At 70.1% G+C, this 13,586-nt stretch carries 13 protein-coding genes; 5 read left to right on the forward strand and 8 right to left on the reverse strand.

Annotated features, from left to right (window positions below; all coding sequences use genetic code 11):
• Positions 1-48: 48 nt before the first annotated feature.
• The 4 genes from OG206_RS29310 to OG206_RS29325 all read left to right on the forward strand — a co-directional run bounded on the left by OG206_RS29310 (position 49) and on the right by OG206_RS29325 (position 3,944).
• Positions 49-978 (forward strand): oxidoreductase, encoded by a 930-nt coding sequence (locus OG206_RS29310; protein WP_327121366.1) that lies wholly within the window; start codon positions 49-51, stop codon positions 976-978.
• Positions 979-1,095: 117 nt separating this feature from the next.
• Positions 1,096-1,662: a PadR family transcriptional regulator gene (locus OG206_RS29315; protein WP_327121368.1), complete on the forward strand. Its 567-nt coding sequence runs from the start codon at positions 1,096-1,098 to the stop codon at positions 1,660-1,662.
• 46 nt (positions 1,663-1,708) lie between these two features.
• Positions 1,709-3,427 (forward strand): acyl-CoA dehydrogenase family protein, encoded by a 1,719-nt coding sequence (locus OG206_RS29320; protein ID WP_327121370.1) that lies wholly within the window; start codon positions 1,709-1,711, stop codon positions 3,425-3,427.
• A gap of 160 nt (positions 3,428-3,587) precedes the next feature.
• Complete coding sequence (locus tag OG206_RS29325) at positions 3,588-3,944, forward strand: hypothetical protein (protein ID WP_327121371.1); 357 nt, start codon at positions 3,588-3,590, stop codon at positions 3,942-3,944.
• Between the two features lie 92 nt (positions 3,945-4,036).
• Here the strand turns inward: OG206_RS29325 and OG206_RS29330 are convergent, their stop codons facing one another.
• Both OG206_RS29330 and OG206_RS29335 read right to left on the reverse strand, forming a co-directional pair.
• Positions 4,037-4,675, reverse strand: a complete 639-nt coding sequence (locus OG206_RS29330) for a TMEM175 family protein (RefSeq protein ID WP_327121372.1) — start codon at positions 4,673-4,675, stop codon at positions 4,037-4,039.
• 117 nt (positions 4,676-4,792) lie between these two features.
• Complete coding sequence (locus tag OG206_RS29335) at positions 4,793-5,056, reverse strand: DUF5133 domain-containing protein (protein WP_327121374.1); 264 nt, start codon at positions 5,054-5,056, stop codon at positions 4,793-4,795.
• Positions 5,057-5,294: 238 nt separating this feature from the next.
• On the opposite strand from OG206_RS29335, the gene OG206_RS29340 reads away from it, so the two are divergent.
• Positions 5,295-5,972, forward strand: a complete 678-nt coding sequence (locus OG206_RS29340; protein ID WP_327121376.1) for a DUF998 domain-containing protein — start codon at positions 5,295-5,297, stop codon at positions 5,970-5,972.
• Positions 5,973-6,201: 229 nt separating this feature from the next.
• Here OG206_RS29340 and OG206_RS29345 read toward each other — a convergent pair whose 3' ends face one another.
• The 6 genes from OG206_RS29345 to lysA form a co-directional block, all read right to left on the reverse strand.
• Entirely contained in the window at positions 6,202-7,017 is an 816-nt protein-coding gene (locus tag OG206_RS29345) for an SAM-dependent methyltransferase (protein ID WP_327121378.1), read from the reverse strand.
• A 170-nt stretch (positions 7,018-7,187) separates the two neighbouring features.
• A complete protein-coding gene (locus OG206_RS29350) occupies positions 7,188-7,865 on the reverse strand; it encodes a potassium-transporting ATPase subunit C (RefSeq protein WP_327121380.1) in 678 nt (225 codons plus the stop codon).
• Positions 7,866-7,886: 21 nt separating this feature from the next.
• Positions 7,887-9,986, reverse strand: a complete 2,100-nt coding sequence (gene kdpB, locus OG206_RS29355; RefSeq protein WP_327121382.1) for a potassium-transporting ATPase subunit KdpB — start codon at positions 9,984-9,986, stop codon at positions 7,887-7,889.
• Positions 9,983-11,647, reverse strand: a complete 1,665-nt coding sequence (gene kdpA / locus OG206_RS29360) for a potassium-transporting ATPase subunit KdpA (protein WP_327121384.1) — start codon at positions 11,645-11,647, stop codon at positions 9,983-9,985. Before kdpA ends, kdpB begins: the two co-directional genes overlap by 4 nt.
• An 8-nt stretch (positions 11,648-11,655) precedes the next feature.
• Entirely contained in the window at positions 11,656-11,745 is a 90-nt protein-coding gene (kdpF, locus tag OG206_RS29365) for a K(+)-transporting ATPase subunit F (RefSeq protein WP_327121386.1), read from the reverse strand.
• A gap of 493 nt (positions 11,746-12,238) precedes the next feature.
• Positions 12,239-13,573, reverse strand: coding sequence for a diaminopimelate decarboxylase (gene lysA, locus OG206_RS29370; RefSeq protein ID WP_327121388.1), 1,335 nt, complete (start codon positions 13,571-13,573; stop codon positions 12,239-12,241).
• Positions 13,574-13,586: the final 13 nt, after the last annotated feature.

Genomic DNA, 13,586 nt, shown 5'->3' on the forward strand with positions numbered 1-13,586 from the left:
CGGGCCCGCCGGGGGTGTGCGTCGGCCGTCGCGGGGGAGGCGTAGCCCATGGATTCATGGACCCTCGACGACATGCCCGACCTCTCCGGCACCACGGCGGTGGTCACCGGCGCGAACAGCGGAATCGGAGCGGTGACCGCGCTCGCCCTGGCACGGTCAGGCGCCAGGACCATCCTCGCCTGCCGTGATCCCGAGCGCGGGCGACGCGCGCTGGAGGCCGTACGCCGCGCAGCACCGCGATCGGACACCCGGCTGGTCGCGCTCGACCTGGCGGACCTGTCGGCCGTCGCCGAAGCCGCCGGCCGGATCGCCAAGGAGACCGACGGCAGGCTGGACCTCCTGGTGAACAACGCCGGGGTGATGGCCCTGCCCCTGCTGCGTACGGCCGACGGATTCGAGATGCAGTTCGGCACCAATCACCTCGGTCACTTCGCGCTCACACTGCACCTCATGCCGCTCCTCGGTGTCGGCGGCCCCTCCCGGGTCGTGACCCTCTCGTCGCTCGCCCACCGCATCGGCCGCATCGACTTCGACAACCTCAACGCCGAACGCGGGTACGACAAGTGGCGTGCCTACGCGCAGTCGAAGCTGGCCAACCTGCTCTTCACGGCGGAACTCCAGCGCCGGGCGGACGCGGCGGACAAGCAGGTGCTGGCGCTGGCCGCCCACCCCGGTCTGTCCGCGACGGAACTGGGACAGGCGGGCCCGCGTCTGGCCGGACGGACCTGGGCGGCGAAGCTCGAGCGCGCCACGCGCGTCTTCACACAGCCGGCATCCGCCGGAGCACTTCCCAGCCTGTACGCGGCCACCCTGCCGGAGGCACTCGGCGGAAGCTACTACGGTCCCCGGCTGCTCGGCGAGACCAGGGGCGGGCCCGCACCCGCGCGCATGTCGGCGCGCGCCCAGGACATGAACATGGCTCTGGCGCTGTGGCAGGAGTCGGTCTGCCTGACCGGGATCGCCGGCGACGTCATCTGAGGACGACGCACCCGACGGGCCGAACGGCCGGCCGCACAGCGGCCCGCCCCGAGTGAGGCGTGTCTCACCGGGGCGCCGTCGCTTGCTATGCAACAAGTTGCACAGCACGATCGGGGCATGGCGCTCGAACACGCGATCCTCGTCTCCCTGCTGGAGAAGCCGGGCTCCGGCTACGAGCTGGCCCGCAGGTTCGAGCGGTCCATCGGCTACTTCTGGACCGCCACGCACCAGCAGATCTACCGCGTCCTCAAACGTATGGAGGGCGAGGGCCTGCTCGACGTCCGCGACGTCCCTCAGGAGCGCCGCCCGGACAAACGCGAGTACTCCGTCGCGGGCCCGGGCCGCGCGGTCCTCTCCGCGTGGCTGCACGAACCGATCGAACCCGAGAGCGTCCGTCACGACCTCGCCGTGAAGATCCGTGGGGCGGCCTTCGACGACCCGGCCGTCCTGCTCCGCGAGGTGGAGCGCCACCACGCGGTGCACAGCGACCGCCTCGCCCACTACCTCGCCGGGGAGCTGCGCGACTTCACCGGTCCCGAGGCTCCCGCACCGCTCGACGCCGGCCAGGAGCTGCAGCACGTGGTGCTGCGCGGCGGTATCGCGTACGAGCGCATGACCGTGGCCTGGCTCGACGACGTGCTCGCCACCCTCCGGCGGCTCGGCAGCGCCCGGCCGCGTACCTGAACCGCCCCGCCCACTCCCGTCCCCGACCTCCGGAAGGCGTACCACCATGGCCGACCCGCTGCTGTTCAACCCGCGTGCCTACGACCCGGCGCACTTCGACCCCGAGACCCGCAGGCTGCTCCGCGCCACCGTCGACTGGTTCGAGGACCGCGGCAAGCGCCGGCTCATCGAGGACTACCGGTCGCGCGCCTGGCTGGGTGACTTCCTCGCGTTCGCCTCCAAGGAGGGGCTGTTCGCCACCTTCCTCACCCCCGCGTCCGACGCGAGCCGGGACGACCAGCGCTGGGACACCGCCCGGATCGCCGCGCTCAACGAGATCTTCGGGTTCTACGGACTCGACTACTGGTACGCCTGGCAGGTGACGATCCTCGGCCTCGGTCCGGTCTGGCAGAGCGACAACGCCGCCGCCCGCAGCCGGGCCGCGGACCTCCTGGCTCAGGGCGAAGTGTTCGCCTTCGGCCTGTCCGAGAAGGCGCACGGCGCCGACATCTACTCCACCGACATGCTGCTGGAGCCCGATGGCGACGGCGGATTCCTCGCCACCGGATCCAAGTACTACATAGGCAACGGCAACGCTGCCGGGCTCGTCTCCGTCTTCGGCCGCCGGACCGACGTCGAGGGTCCGGACGGCTACGTCTTCTTCGCTGCGGACAGCCGCCACCCCGCCTACCACCTGGTGAAGAACGTCGTCGACTCCTCCAAGTACGTGAGTGAGTTCCGCCTCGACGCCTACCCCGTCTCGCCCGACGACGTCCTGCACACGGGGCGGGCCGCCTTCGACGCCGCCCTCAACACCGTCAACGTGGGCAAGTTCAACCTCTGCACGGCCTCGATCGGCATCTGCGAGCACGCGATGTACGAGGCCGTCACCCACGCGCACACACGCATCCTGTACGGGCGCCCCGTGACGGCCTTCCCGCACGTGCGCCGTGAGCTCGCCGACGCCTACGTCCGGCTCGTCGGCATGAAGCTGTTCAGCGACCGTGCCGTCGACTACTTCCGCTCGGCCGGGCCGGACGACCGCAGGTACCTTCTGTTCAACCCGATGACCAAGATGAAGGTGACCACGGAGGGCGAGCGCGTCATCGACCTCATGTGGGACGTCATCGCCGCCAAGGGCTTTGAGAAGGACACCTACTTCGCCCAGGCCGCCGTGGAGATCCGCAGCCTGCCGAAGCTCGAGGGCACGGTCCACGTCAACCTCGCCCTCATCCTGAAGTTCATGCGCAACCACCTGCTGGATCCGGTCGCTCACGAGCCCGTGGAGACACGCGCGGACGCGGCCGACGACGCGTTCCTCTTCCGGCAGGGGCCCGCTCGCGGCCTGGGCTCCGTGCGTTTCCACGACTGGCGGCCCGCCTTCGACGCCTACGGGGAGGTACCCAACGTCGCCCGTTTCAGGGAGCAGGCCGACGCGCTGTGCGACTTCGTCACCCACCACGCGCCGGACGAGGAGCAGAGCCGCGACCTGGACCTCCTGCTGTCCGTGGGGCAGCTCTTCGCCCTCGTGGTGCACGGGCAGCTGATCCTGGAACAGGCCCGCCTCACCGGCCTGGACGAGGACGTGCTCGACGAGTTGTTCTCCGTCCTCGTACGCGACTTCTCCGCGAACGCCGTCGAACTGCACGGCAAGGACTCGGCCACCGAGGACCAGCAGGCCTGGGCCATCGCCGCCGTGAGGCGTCCCGTCATCGACGGCGCCCGCTCGGGACGGATCTGGGAGCGCGTCGAAGCCCTCGCGGGTGCGTACGAGTTGGCTCCGTAGGAGGGAAGGCCGTCGCCCCCGGTCACCGGGGGCGACGGCCTTCCCCGCCCGCACGGCCGATTGGCCGACAACGCCTCCTCCCTCCGCGCATCGGGGGCGCTCGGCGGGGCATATGGAAGGTCCGGCGGCCGGAACGGTCGGCTGCCAGGAGGAGGCGACAATGAACACCGTCTGGGCATGTCCGGCCGAGCTGAACCGTTCCCTGGGCGACGACCTGGTCGAATACGGTGTGGAAGCGCCCGACGGGAGCGTCGGCACCGTCGTCAGGCTCTCGCCCGTCCCGGGCTTCGACCACCTGGTGATCGATGCCGGGGTCTGGAAGTTCGGGAGGAGCGTCGTCGTCCCGGCCGGCATGGTGACCGCCGTCGACGACACCGAACGGGTGATCAAGGTCAGGTGCACCAAGGACCAGATCAAGGAAGCCCCGCGCTTCGAGCGGGATCAGGACACGGGGGATCTCTTCTACCTGCGGAAGCTGGGCGCGTACTACGAATCGCTCGCCGTCGCCCCTGCGTGACGGCAGTGCGGCGGGAGGGTGACGGAGGCCGGTGCCGGAAGGCGCCGGCCCCCGTACGGCCACGCGCCCGGCACCGGGAACGTACCGGGGCGTCAGCCCGCCGTCGGCGGGGGCCCGTCAGGGACCCTGCGGGCCAGGACGATCTTGGCCGGCAGGAGGGCCAGCCAGGACCACAGGGCGACGGCGGTCGAGAAGCCGTAGGCGAGCGGCACGCTGACCGCGAACACCGTGGCGGTGCACACCAGGTCCGCGGACACCGACCGGGCCGTGAACTCCGTGGCCGGACCATGAGGTCCGGAGCCCCTGAGGCCCGTCCTGAGTACCGCGAGTTCCAGCAGGTTGGTGACACACACCGTGCCCGCGTACACCGCGACGGCCAGAGGCTGGTCGGCGTACTCGGACAGCAGGGAGGTCGGGAAGGGGATGAGCGCGATGGCGCCGAGCCAGATGAGCGCGAATCTGAGCGGCAGCTTCTCGGTGGGCGGAACCAGCCGCACGATCCGCCGGTGGTCACGCCAGAAGCCGGCCAGGATCCAGAAGCTCAGGGCGTAGGCGCCCAGGTCCGGAAGCACGTCGAGGAAGGCTTCCCTGAAGCCGTCGGTGCTCAGCCCCGGAGCGATGCGGACATCGAGTACCAGCAGCGTCATGGCGATCGCGAAGATGCCGTCGGACAGGGCCGTCAGACGTTCCGCGCTCTTCTCAGCGCCGCTCCCGGCCTGGGTGTCGTCCACCCGTTCAGACTCCCCGGGCCGCCGCCACGACGGCCCGGATTAGGCCGACGGCGGGCAAGCCGGAGCAGTCCTGCCCCCGGTTCGCCACGCCGTCCCGATCACCGTGCTGACGGCTGTTCAGGCGGCCTGGAGGCTGCCGCCCTGCTGGAGACCGTCGTGCGGAGCCGCCGTGGGGGAGGCCGGGGCCGGCATGCCGAGCATGGTGTCGGCGATGTGGAGCGCCTGCGGGATGTCCCGGGTACCGGTCATCACGCACAGCGTGTAGGTCGCGTCCTCGACGGCACGCGCGCTGGCGTCGGTAGGACGACGCGCGTCTTCGATGCGGGCGTCGGCGTAGCGCGCGAGGGCGACTCGCAGGTCCTGAGGACTGGGCGTCAGCACAGCAGGTTTCTCCTCTGGGTCGATCCAGGTCCGGTGCCGGACACGCGTCGTCGGGTGGGCCGGCATCACGCGCCTACCCCCTCGACGGCGGATTACGTCCCGAGGGTGCGGACTTGTCGTACCGAGGGTGAGGACGGGGCGCTCGTCCGGGCAGACGGTGAACATCCACCGGACTGATCGATGTTCCCGCCTGCGTGTGCACCCCGGCTTGCGCGTCCCGGCGTTCTACCGTTCTCCGATGCGCACTGCCCCCTGGTGGATCCTGCTCTCCTCGATGTCGGCCCCGGTCCTCCTGGTTGCGGGCTGGTCCGTGTCGGCCGAACTGCAGGGGCCCGGGTACGACCCCGCGACGACGACGATCAGCGTCCTCGCCGCCGACGGGGCGGGCGGCTACTGGGTGATGACGTCGGCTCTGGTCGCCCTGGGCTTCTGCCATGTGGTCACCGCGTGCGGGCTGCGCCTCGCCGCGCCGTTCGGACGCGCGGCACTGGCGGGCGGCGGACTCTCGGCGATACTCCTGGCTTTCTTCCCGGCCCCGCTGAGTGGTGGTTCCTTCTCCCACGGTGTGGTGGTGGCGGTCGGGTTCTCGCTGCTCGCGGTCTGGCCGGTCCTGGCCATGAGACGCCGTGCCCCGCGCACGCGGGGCGGTCCAGGGGCGGTGGCGCTGGCAGCGCCGCTCCGCCGGGAGGCGGAGCCGCCGCCCGCCGGGACCCCGCCGTGGGGTCTGCGCCCCTGGCCGTCCGTCGGGGCGACCGTGTTCATATGGCTCGGCGGAGCGTGGTTCCTGCTCGCCCTGTTCGTGCTCGACACAGCCGGAGCGGCCGAACGCGTGATCACGTTCGCCCAGTCGTTCTGGCCGCTCATCGTGGTCGTCTCCTGCGCCCGGTGGGACGGTGGCGACGGGCGGACCGTCTGAGCGGCGGCATCACGCGGCCCCGGGCGGCTCCGTACTCCCGTTCCCGTGTGCGTGACGCGGGGGCCTGACGGTACGTCGCGCCGCCGGACGTGCGGGCCGACGATGCCACCCGCGACCCGCACCGGTGCGCTCGCGCCCACGCCGGCCCGCACGTGCTCCTGGAGGACGAGGGGGCCGGGTCGAACGGCAGCGGGTGGCCGGGTGCTGCCGTCGCCGTGCGACCACCCCGCTACGACGTGCGGCCCACCGCCACGTAGCCGGCGCTGATGACGTCGTCCTGGCCGGGGACCGGCTCGCCGAGCTCCGGGTGCCAGGCCTCAGCCGCCACGATGCCCGGCTCGAGGATGTCGAGGCCGTCGAAGAAGCGCGCGAAGCGATCGCGGCTCCGGGGCGCCAGCGTCAGCGTGTTGGCCTTGTACAGCTCGTCGACCTTGTCGGCCGCCGCCGGGTGGAAGTCGGCGGTGAGGTGTGAGATCACCACGTGGCTGCCCGGTGCGAGCACGCCGGTCAGCCGTTCCACCAGCTCGTACGCGCCGTCCTCGTCGCTGACGAAGTGCAGCAGAGCGATCATCGACAGTGCGACCGGCCGACTGAAGTCCAGCGTCCTGCCCGCGCGTTCGAGGATGGAGTCGACATCGCGGGCGTCGGCCTGGACGTAGTCGATCGCGCCCTCCGGGGTGCCCTTCAGCAGGGCCTCGGCGTGCGCCAGCACGATCGGGTCGTTGTCGCAGTAGACGACACGCGTGCTGGGCGCCTCCTGCTGGGCGACCTGGTGCAGGTTGGGCTCGGTGGGTATACCGGTGCCGATGTCGAGGAACTGCCGGACTCCCTGGCTCGTCAGCCAGCGCGTCGCACGGTGCATGAAGGCACGGTTCACCTTGGCCATGACCGGCACACCGGGTTCGACGGACAGCATCTGACGGCCCATCGCCTCGTCGACCGGGTAGTTGTCCTTGCCCCCGAGGAACCAGTCGTACATCCGGGCGGGATGCGGTCGGCTGGTGTCGATGCGCAGGGCGGGTGCCTCGTCGTCGGTTCGGGACACGGCGAACTCCTGTGTGTGCAGCTGCTGGTGATCGGATTGCGACCACCTTAGGGAATTCGTGTGACGGAGGTGTCGAGGAAGCGACAACTCGGTTGCCGGATTCGACCGTGCGCAGGGCGGCGGCGGATCCTCCGGATCCGCCGCCGCCCTGCGCTTCCCTTGCTCCGGGTTCAGCCTTTGCCGAGGTCCTTGAGCGCGGTGTTGAGCTCGAGGACGTTGACACGGGGTTCGCCCATGAATCCGAGGGTGCGGCCCTCGGTGTGCGCGGCGACCAGTGCGGCCACCCGCTCCACCCCGAGGTGGTTGCGCTCGGCGACCCTGTGTATCTGGAGTTTCGCGTAGGCCGGGGAGATGTCGGGGTCGAGCCCCGATCCCGACGACGTGACCGCGTCGGCGGGCACGTCCTGCGGCCGGACCTTGTAGGTCCGCGTGGAGTTGTCCGCGACGACGGCGGCCTTCGCGTCCTTGACCCACCCGATCAGTTCCTCGTTGTCGGCCGAACGGTTCGTGGCACCGGAGAGGATCAGCGAATACTGCAGGTTCACGCCATTGGAACCCAGACCGTTGGACGGCCTCGGCTGGAACCACCTGAGGTCCGGAACAGCGGCCTCGTCCGGATCGCCGGCGTCCTTCTTCGGCAGGTTGAAGGACTGCCCGATCAGCGAGGACCCGACCGTCCTTCCGCCGGCGTCACTGATCTCGGAGCCGTTGGCCTTGTCCTTGAAGAGCGCCTGCGCGGCGCCCGTGACGGCGAGGGGGTAGATGACGCCGCAGACGACGGTCAGGACGAGCAGGGCGCGCAGCCCCGCCCCGAGCAGCCGGGCGGTGTTCTTGAGAGAGGTGTTCATGGCTGATCAGCCGTTTCTAAGTCAGGCGAGCCCGGGAATGAGGGAGATGAGGAGATCGATGAGCTTGATGCCGATGAACGGGGCGATCAGGCCGCCGACTCCGTAGAGCGCGAGATTGCGCCGGAGCATCCTGTCGGCGGTGGTCGGCCGGTAGCGCACGCCCTTGAGGGCGAGCGGCACCAGGGCGACGATGATCAGCGCGTTGAAGATGACGGCCGACAGGATCGCGGACTCGGGAGAAGCCAGCCCCATCACGTTCAGCTTGTCGAGGCCCGGGTAGACCACCGCGAACATGGCCGGGATGATCGCGAAGTACTTCGCGACATCGTTGGCGATGGAGAAGGTGGTCAGGGCTCCCCGGGTGATGAGGAGCTGCTTGCCGATGGCGACGATCTCGATGAGCTTGGTGGGGTCGGAGTCCAGGTCCACCATGTTCCCGGCCTCCTTGGCGGCCGAGGTGCCGGTGTTCATCGCCACGCCCACGTCGGCCTGGGCGAGCGCGGGGGCGTCGTTGGTCCCGTCGCCGGTCATCGCGACGAGCTTGCCGCCGGCCTGCTCCCGCTTGATGAGGGCCATCTTGTCCTCGGGGGTGGCCTCGGCGAGAAAGTCGTCGACCCCCGCCTCCTGGGCGATGGCCTTCGCCGTCAGCGGGTTGTCACCCGTGATCATGACGGTGCGGATGCCCATGCGGCGCAGCTCGGCGAACCTCTCCCGCATTCCCTCCTTGACGACGTCCTTCAGGTGGATGACACCCAGGATCCGGGCGCCCTCGCTGTCCTCGACCGCGACCAGAAGCGGCGTGCCGCCGGCCTCGGAGATCCGGTCCGCGAGGAGTGAGGCGTCGTCGGCGACGTGGCCGCCGCGCTCCTTCACCCAGGCGATGACGGAACCCGCCGCGCCCTTGCGCGCCTTGCGGCCGTCCACGTCCACACCCGACATGCGGGTCTGGGCGGTGAAGGGGACCCAGGTGGCCTGTGCGAGCTCACCCCGGCTGCGCTCGCGCAGCCCGTACCTCTCCTTGGCGAGCACCACGATCGACCTGCCCTCGGGAGTCTCGTCGGCCAGCGACGACAACTGTGCGGCCTCGGCCAGTTCGGCCTCCGCCGTCCCACGGGTGGGCACGAACTCGGTTGCCTGCCGGTTTCCGAGCGTGATCGTGCCGGTCTTGTCGAGCAGCAGCGTCGAGACGTCGCCCGCCGCCTCGACCGCACGTCCCGACATGGCCAGGACGTTGCGCTGGACGAGGCGGTCCATCCCCGCGATGCCGATCGCGGAGAGGAGCGCGCCGATCGTGGTCGGGATCAGGCAGACGAGCAGGGCCGTCAGCACGATGAGGGACTGCCGGGCGCCGGCGTAGACCGCGAACGGCTGCAGCGTGACGACGGCGAGCAGGAAGACCACGGTCAGCGACGCGAGCAGGATGTTGAGCGCGATCTCGTTGGGGGTCTTCTGCCGGGCCGCACCCTCGACCAGCGCGATCATCCGGTCGATGAAGGTCTCACCGGGCTTGGTGGTGATCCGGACGACGATCCGGTCGGACAGCACCTTCGTGCCACCGGTCACGGCGCTGCGGTCGCCGCCCGACTCCCTGATGACCGGGGCGGACTCGCCGGTGATGGCCGACTCGTCGACGGACGCGACACCCTCGGCCACGTCGCCGTCGCCGGGTATGACGTCCCCCGCCTCGCAGACGACCAGGTCGCCGATCCGCAGGTCCGTGCCGGGGACCTCGACCTCCTGGTGGCCCTCCAGGCGCCGGGCGACCGTGCCGGTCCTGGCCTTGCGCAGGGTGTCGGCCTGGGCCTTTCCCCGGCCCTCCGCGACCGCTTCGGCGAGGTTCGCGAAGAGTGTGGTCAGCCAGAGCCACGCGGTGATCGCCCAGCCGAACCAGTCACCGGGGTCCTTGACCGCCAGCACGGTCGTGACCACCGAACCGACGAGCACCACGAACATCACGGGTGACTTGATCATGACGCGGGGGTCGAGCTTCCTGACCGCGTCGGGGAGGGACATGAGCAGTTGCTTCGGGTCGAAGAGGCCTCCGCCCACTCGGCCCGAGTCCGCCGTGCCGCCGCCGGAGAAGTCGTCGTGCGGGGCACGGGTGGGGGTGACGGTACTCATGAGGCGAGTCCTTCGGCGAGCGGTCCCAGCGCAAGGGCCGGGAAGTAGGTAAGACCGGTGATGATGATGATCGTGCCGACGAGCAGACCCGCGTAGAGGGGCTTGTCGGTGCGCAGCGTGCCCGCGGTGGCCGGCACGGGCCGCTGCTCGGCGAGCGAGCCGGCCAGTGCCAGTACGAACACGATGGGCAGGAAACGGCCGAGCAGCATCGCGATGCCGATGGTGCTGTTGAACCACTGCGTGTCGGCGTTGAGCCCGGCGAAGGCCGAGCCGTTGTTGTTGGCGCCGGAGCTGTAGGCGTAGAGGATCTCGGAGAAGCCGTGCGCTCCGCTGTTGGTCATGGAGTTGCCCGGTGTGGGCAGCGCCATCGCCACGGCGGTGAAGCCGAGTACCAGTGCCGGGGTGATCAGGATGTAGCAGGCCGCGAGCTTGATCTCACGGGTGCCGATCTTCTTGCCGAGGTACTCCGGCGTACGGCCGACCATGAGCCCCGCGATGAACACCGCGATGATCGCCATGATCAGGATGCCGTAGAGGCCGGAACCGACACCGCCGGGAGCGATCTCGCCCAGTTGCATGCCCAGCAAGGTGATACCGCCGCCCAGCCCCGTGTACGAGGAGTGGAAGGAGTTCACCGCGCCGGTCGACGTCAGTGTGGTCGCCACGGCGAAGATGGATGACCCGCCGATGCCGAAGCGAGTCTCCTTGCCCTCCATCGCTCCGCCGGCGAGGTCGAGGGCCGGGCCGTGGTGGGCGAACTCGGTCCACATCATGAGGGCCGTGAAGCCGATCCAGACGGTGGCCATCGCCGCGAGGATCGCGTACCCCTGGCGCAGACTGCCGACCATGCGGCCGAACGTCCGCGTCAGCGCGAACGGGATCAGCAGGATCAGGAAGATCTCGAAGAGGTTGGTGAACGGGGTGGGGTTCTCGAAGGGGTGGGCGGAGTTGGCGTTGAAGTAGCCGCCGCCGTTCGTGCCCAGCTCCTTGATGGCCTCCTGCGAGGCGACCGCCCCGCCGTTCCACTGCTGGGATCCGCCCGCGAACTGCCCGACACCGTGGATGCCGGCGAAGTTCTGGATGACGCCGCTCGCCACCAGCGCGATCGCGCCGATCACCGCGATGGGCAGCAGGATACGCACGGTGCCGCGGACCAGGTCCGTCCAGAAGTTGCCGAGCTCGCCGGTGCGGTGGCGCGAGAAGCCGCGCACGAGGGCGACGGCGACGGCCATTCCCACGGCCGCGGAGACGAAGTTCTGCACCGCCAGGCCGCCGGTCTGCACGACGTGGCCCATGGCCTGCTCGCCGTAATAGGACTGCCAGTTGGTGTTGGAGACGAACGACGCCGCCGTGTTGAACGCCTGGTCCGGGTCGATCGACACGAAGCCGAGGGAGCCCGGCAGCGATCCCTGGACGCGCTGGAGCGCGTAGAGGAGGAGAACACTCACCGCGGAGAAGGCGAGGACGCCGCGCAGATAGGCGGGCCAGCGCATCGACGTCGACGGGTCGGCGCCGATGGCCCGGTAGATCCACTTCTCGGGCCGGTAGTGCTTCTCGGAGGAGTAGACCCGGGCCATGTAGTCACCGAGCGGACGGTATGCGAGCGCGAGCGCGGCGATCAGCGCGAGCAGCTGCAGCACACCTGCTGTGAGAGGGTTCATTTCGGTGCTCAGAACCTCTCCGGGTGCACGAGCGCGACGACGAGGTAGATCAGCAGGGCGACGGCCACGACCAGGCCGGCGATGTTCTCGGCGGTCACAGCTTCGTCACTCCCCTCGCGATGAACGCCACCAGTGCGAATACCGCTGCCGTGGTGACGACGAAGGCCAGATCGGCCATCGTGAGCTCCTGTGTGAAGTGAATGAAATGGGATCGGCCGGTGGGGCCGATGGAAAGCAAACCCCAGGTCCGGCAGTACCTCGGGCGCCTTTGACGGGCTCCATACGGGGGCTGCCGCTTTCTTGATGCGGTCCCTACGCCGGGAAGGCCGGCCGGGGGTTGGGCCGGCGGGCCCTCCCATCGCCGAAATGCCGACGACCAGCAAGAACACCGCACGAGGTGCGTGGACGCCGGCGTTCGGACTTCCGGGGAACGGCCGCGGTTTCCGCATGCCGAGTGCATTCTGGGCGCGTAGGTGCGGCTGTACCGCACTTCCTTCGGCGCGGGGCGGTTGTCACCCGTCCCGAATTGTTTCTGGACACGGGTGAATGACGGGACGCCCCCGAGCCGGAAGTGCGGTATTCCGGCCGCTCCTATTCCCCGACGTCCCTCCCGCGGAAGTCGTCGAGGGTTTCCCGCCGTACGAGGAGCCGGGCGGAACCGTCACCGACCGCCACCACCGGAGGCCGCCCGACCAGGTTGTATCCGGAGGCCATGGACAAGTGGTAGGCGCCGGCGACGGGTACGGCGACCAGATCGCCCGGGCGTATGTCGCCGGGCAGCTCGACATCGGCGGCCAGGATGTCGCCCGCCTCGCAGTGCCTGCCCACGACGGTCGCCCGTGCGGGCGTGGCCGACGAGTGCCGGCCGACCATGCGCGGGACGTAGCGCGCCCCGTAGAGCGCGGGCCGGGGGTTGTCGCTCATGCCCCCGTCGACTGCCACGAAGACCTGGCCGCCCGCACGCTTGACGGCCAGGACGCGATAGAGAGCGACCCCGGCGGGGCCCGCGATGGCACGCCCGGGCTCGATCAGGAGGCGCGGAACGTCCAGCCGTGCGGCGGCGCAGCTCGCCACGAGTTCCGCGCGCAGGGCGCGGGCGAGGGCGGGGAGCGCCATCGACGGCTCGCCGGGGCGGTAGGCGACGCCGTGTCCGCCGCCCAGATCGAGTTCGTGCAGTACCACGCCGTGGACGTCGCGGATCCTGGCCATCAGTCCGACCATGCGGCGCAGGGCGGTGACGTAGGGCCTGATGTCCGTGATCTGGGAGCCGATGTGGCAGTGCAGGCCGGTGAGCCGCAACTGCGGCTGGTTCAGGACGCGGGCGATCGCGTGCTGAGCGGACCCGTCCGTCAGGGAGAGCCCGAACTTCTGGCCGTCGGTCCCCGTACGGATCTTCTCGTGCCCGCCGGCGGATATGCCCGGCGTCACCCGGATCATGACGCGCTGGGAACCGTGCGGTCCCACGGCGGCGGCCAGGCGCGCGATCTCCGACGGGCTGTCGATCACGATCCGTCCCACCCCGAGCCGCAGCGCGGCCTCCAGGTCGCGCGGTGACTTCGCGTTGCCGTGCAGGAGCATGCGCTCCGGCGGGAACCCGCCGGCGACCGCGAGTTCCAGTTCGCCCGCCGAGCACACGTCCATGCCGAGCCCTTCCTCGTCGACCCAGCGGGTGACGGCCCGGCAGAGCAACGCCTTGGCGGCGTACATCACTTCGGCCTCGGGAAAGGCATCCCGGTAGGTTCTGCACCGGGCCCGCAGCTCGCCCTCGTCCAGTACGTAGACCGGTGTCTCGAAGCGTTGGGCGATCTCCGACAGGGGCACCCCGCCGACGGCGAGGTCACCTCGGGGCAGACGTCCGGTCGAGGCGGGCCAGACGGACAGGTCGTCAGCGCCCGCGGCGATCACGGGCGGTGTGGTGATGGTCATGGAAGTCGCCCCC

It is taken from the genome of Streptomyces sp. NBC_01341 (assembly GCF_035946055.1).
GTDB lineage: Bacteria > Actinomycetota > Actinomycetes > Streptomycetales > Streptomycetaceae > Streptomyces.

Excerpts from the sequence above, each read along its gene's own strand:
- OG206_RS29310 (WP_327121366.1), top strand. The coding sequence starts at position 49 with ATGGATTCATGGACCCTCGACGACATGCCCGACCTCTCCGGCACCACG.
- OG206_RS29315 (WP_327121368.1), top strand. The coding sequence starts at position 1,096 with ATGGCGCTCGAACACGCGATCCTCGTCTCCCTGCTGGAGAAGCCGGGC.
- OG206_RS29320 (WP_327121370.1), top strand. The coding sequence starts at position 1,709 with ATGGCCGACCCGCTGCTGTTCAACCCGCGTGCCTACGACCCGGCGCAC.
- OG206_RS29325 (WP_327121371.1), top strand. The coding sequence starts at position 3,588 with ATGAACACCGTCTGGGCATGTCCGGCCGAGCTGAACCGTTCCCTGGGC.
- OG206_RS29340 (WP_327121376.1), top strand. The coding sequence starts at position 5,295 with ATGCGCACTGCCCCCTGGTGGATCCTGCTCTCCTCGATGTCGGCCCCG.
- OG206_RS29350 (WP_327121380.1), bottom strand. The coding sequence starts at position 7,865 with ATGAACACCTCTCTCAAGAACACCGCCCGGCTGCTCGGGGCGGGGCTG.
- kdpB (WP_327121382.1), bottom strand. The coding sequence starts at position 9,986 with ATGAGTACCGTCACCCCCACCCGTGCCCCGCACGACGACTTCTCCGGC.
- kdpA (WP_327121384.1), bottom strand. The coding sequence starts at position 11,647 with ATGAACCCTCTCACAGCAGGTGTGCTGCAGCTGCTCGCGCTGATCGCC.
- lysA (WP_327121388.1), bottom strand. The coding sequence starts at position 13,573 with ATGACCATCACCACACCGCCCGTGATCGCCGCGGGCGCTGACGACCTG.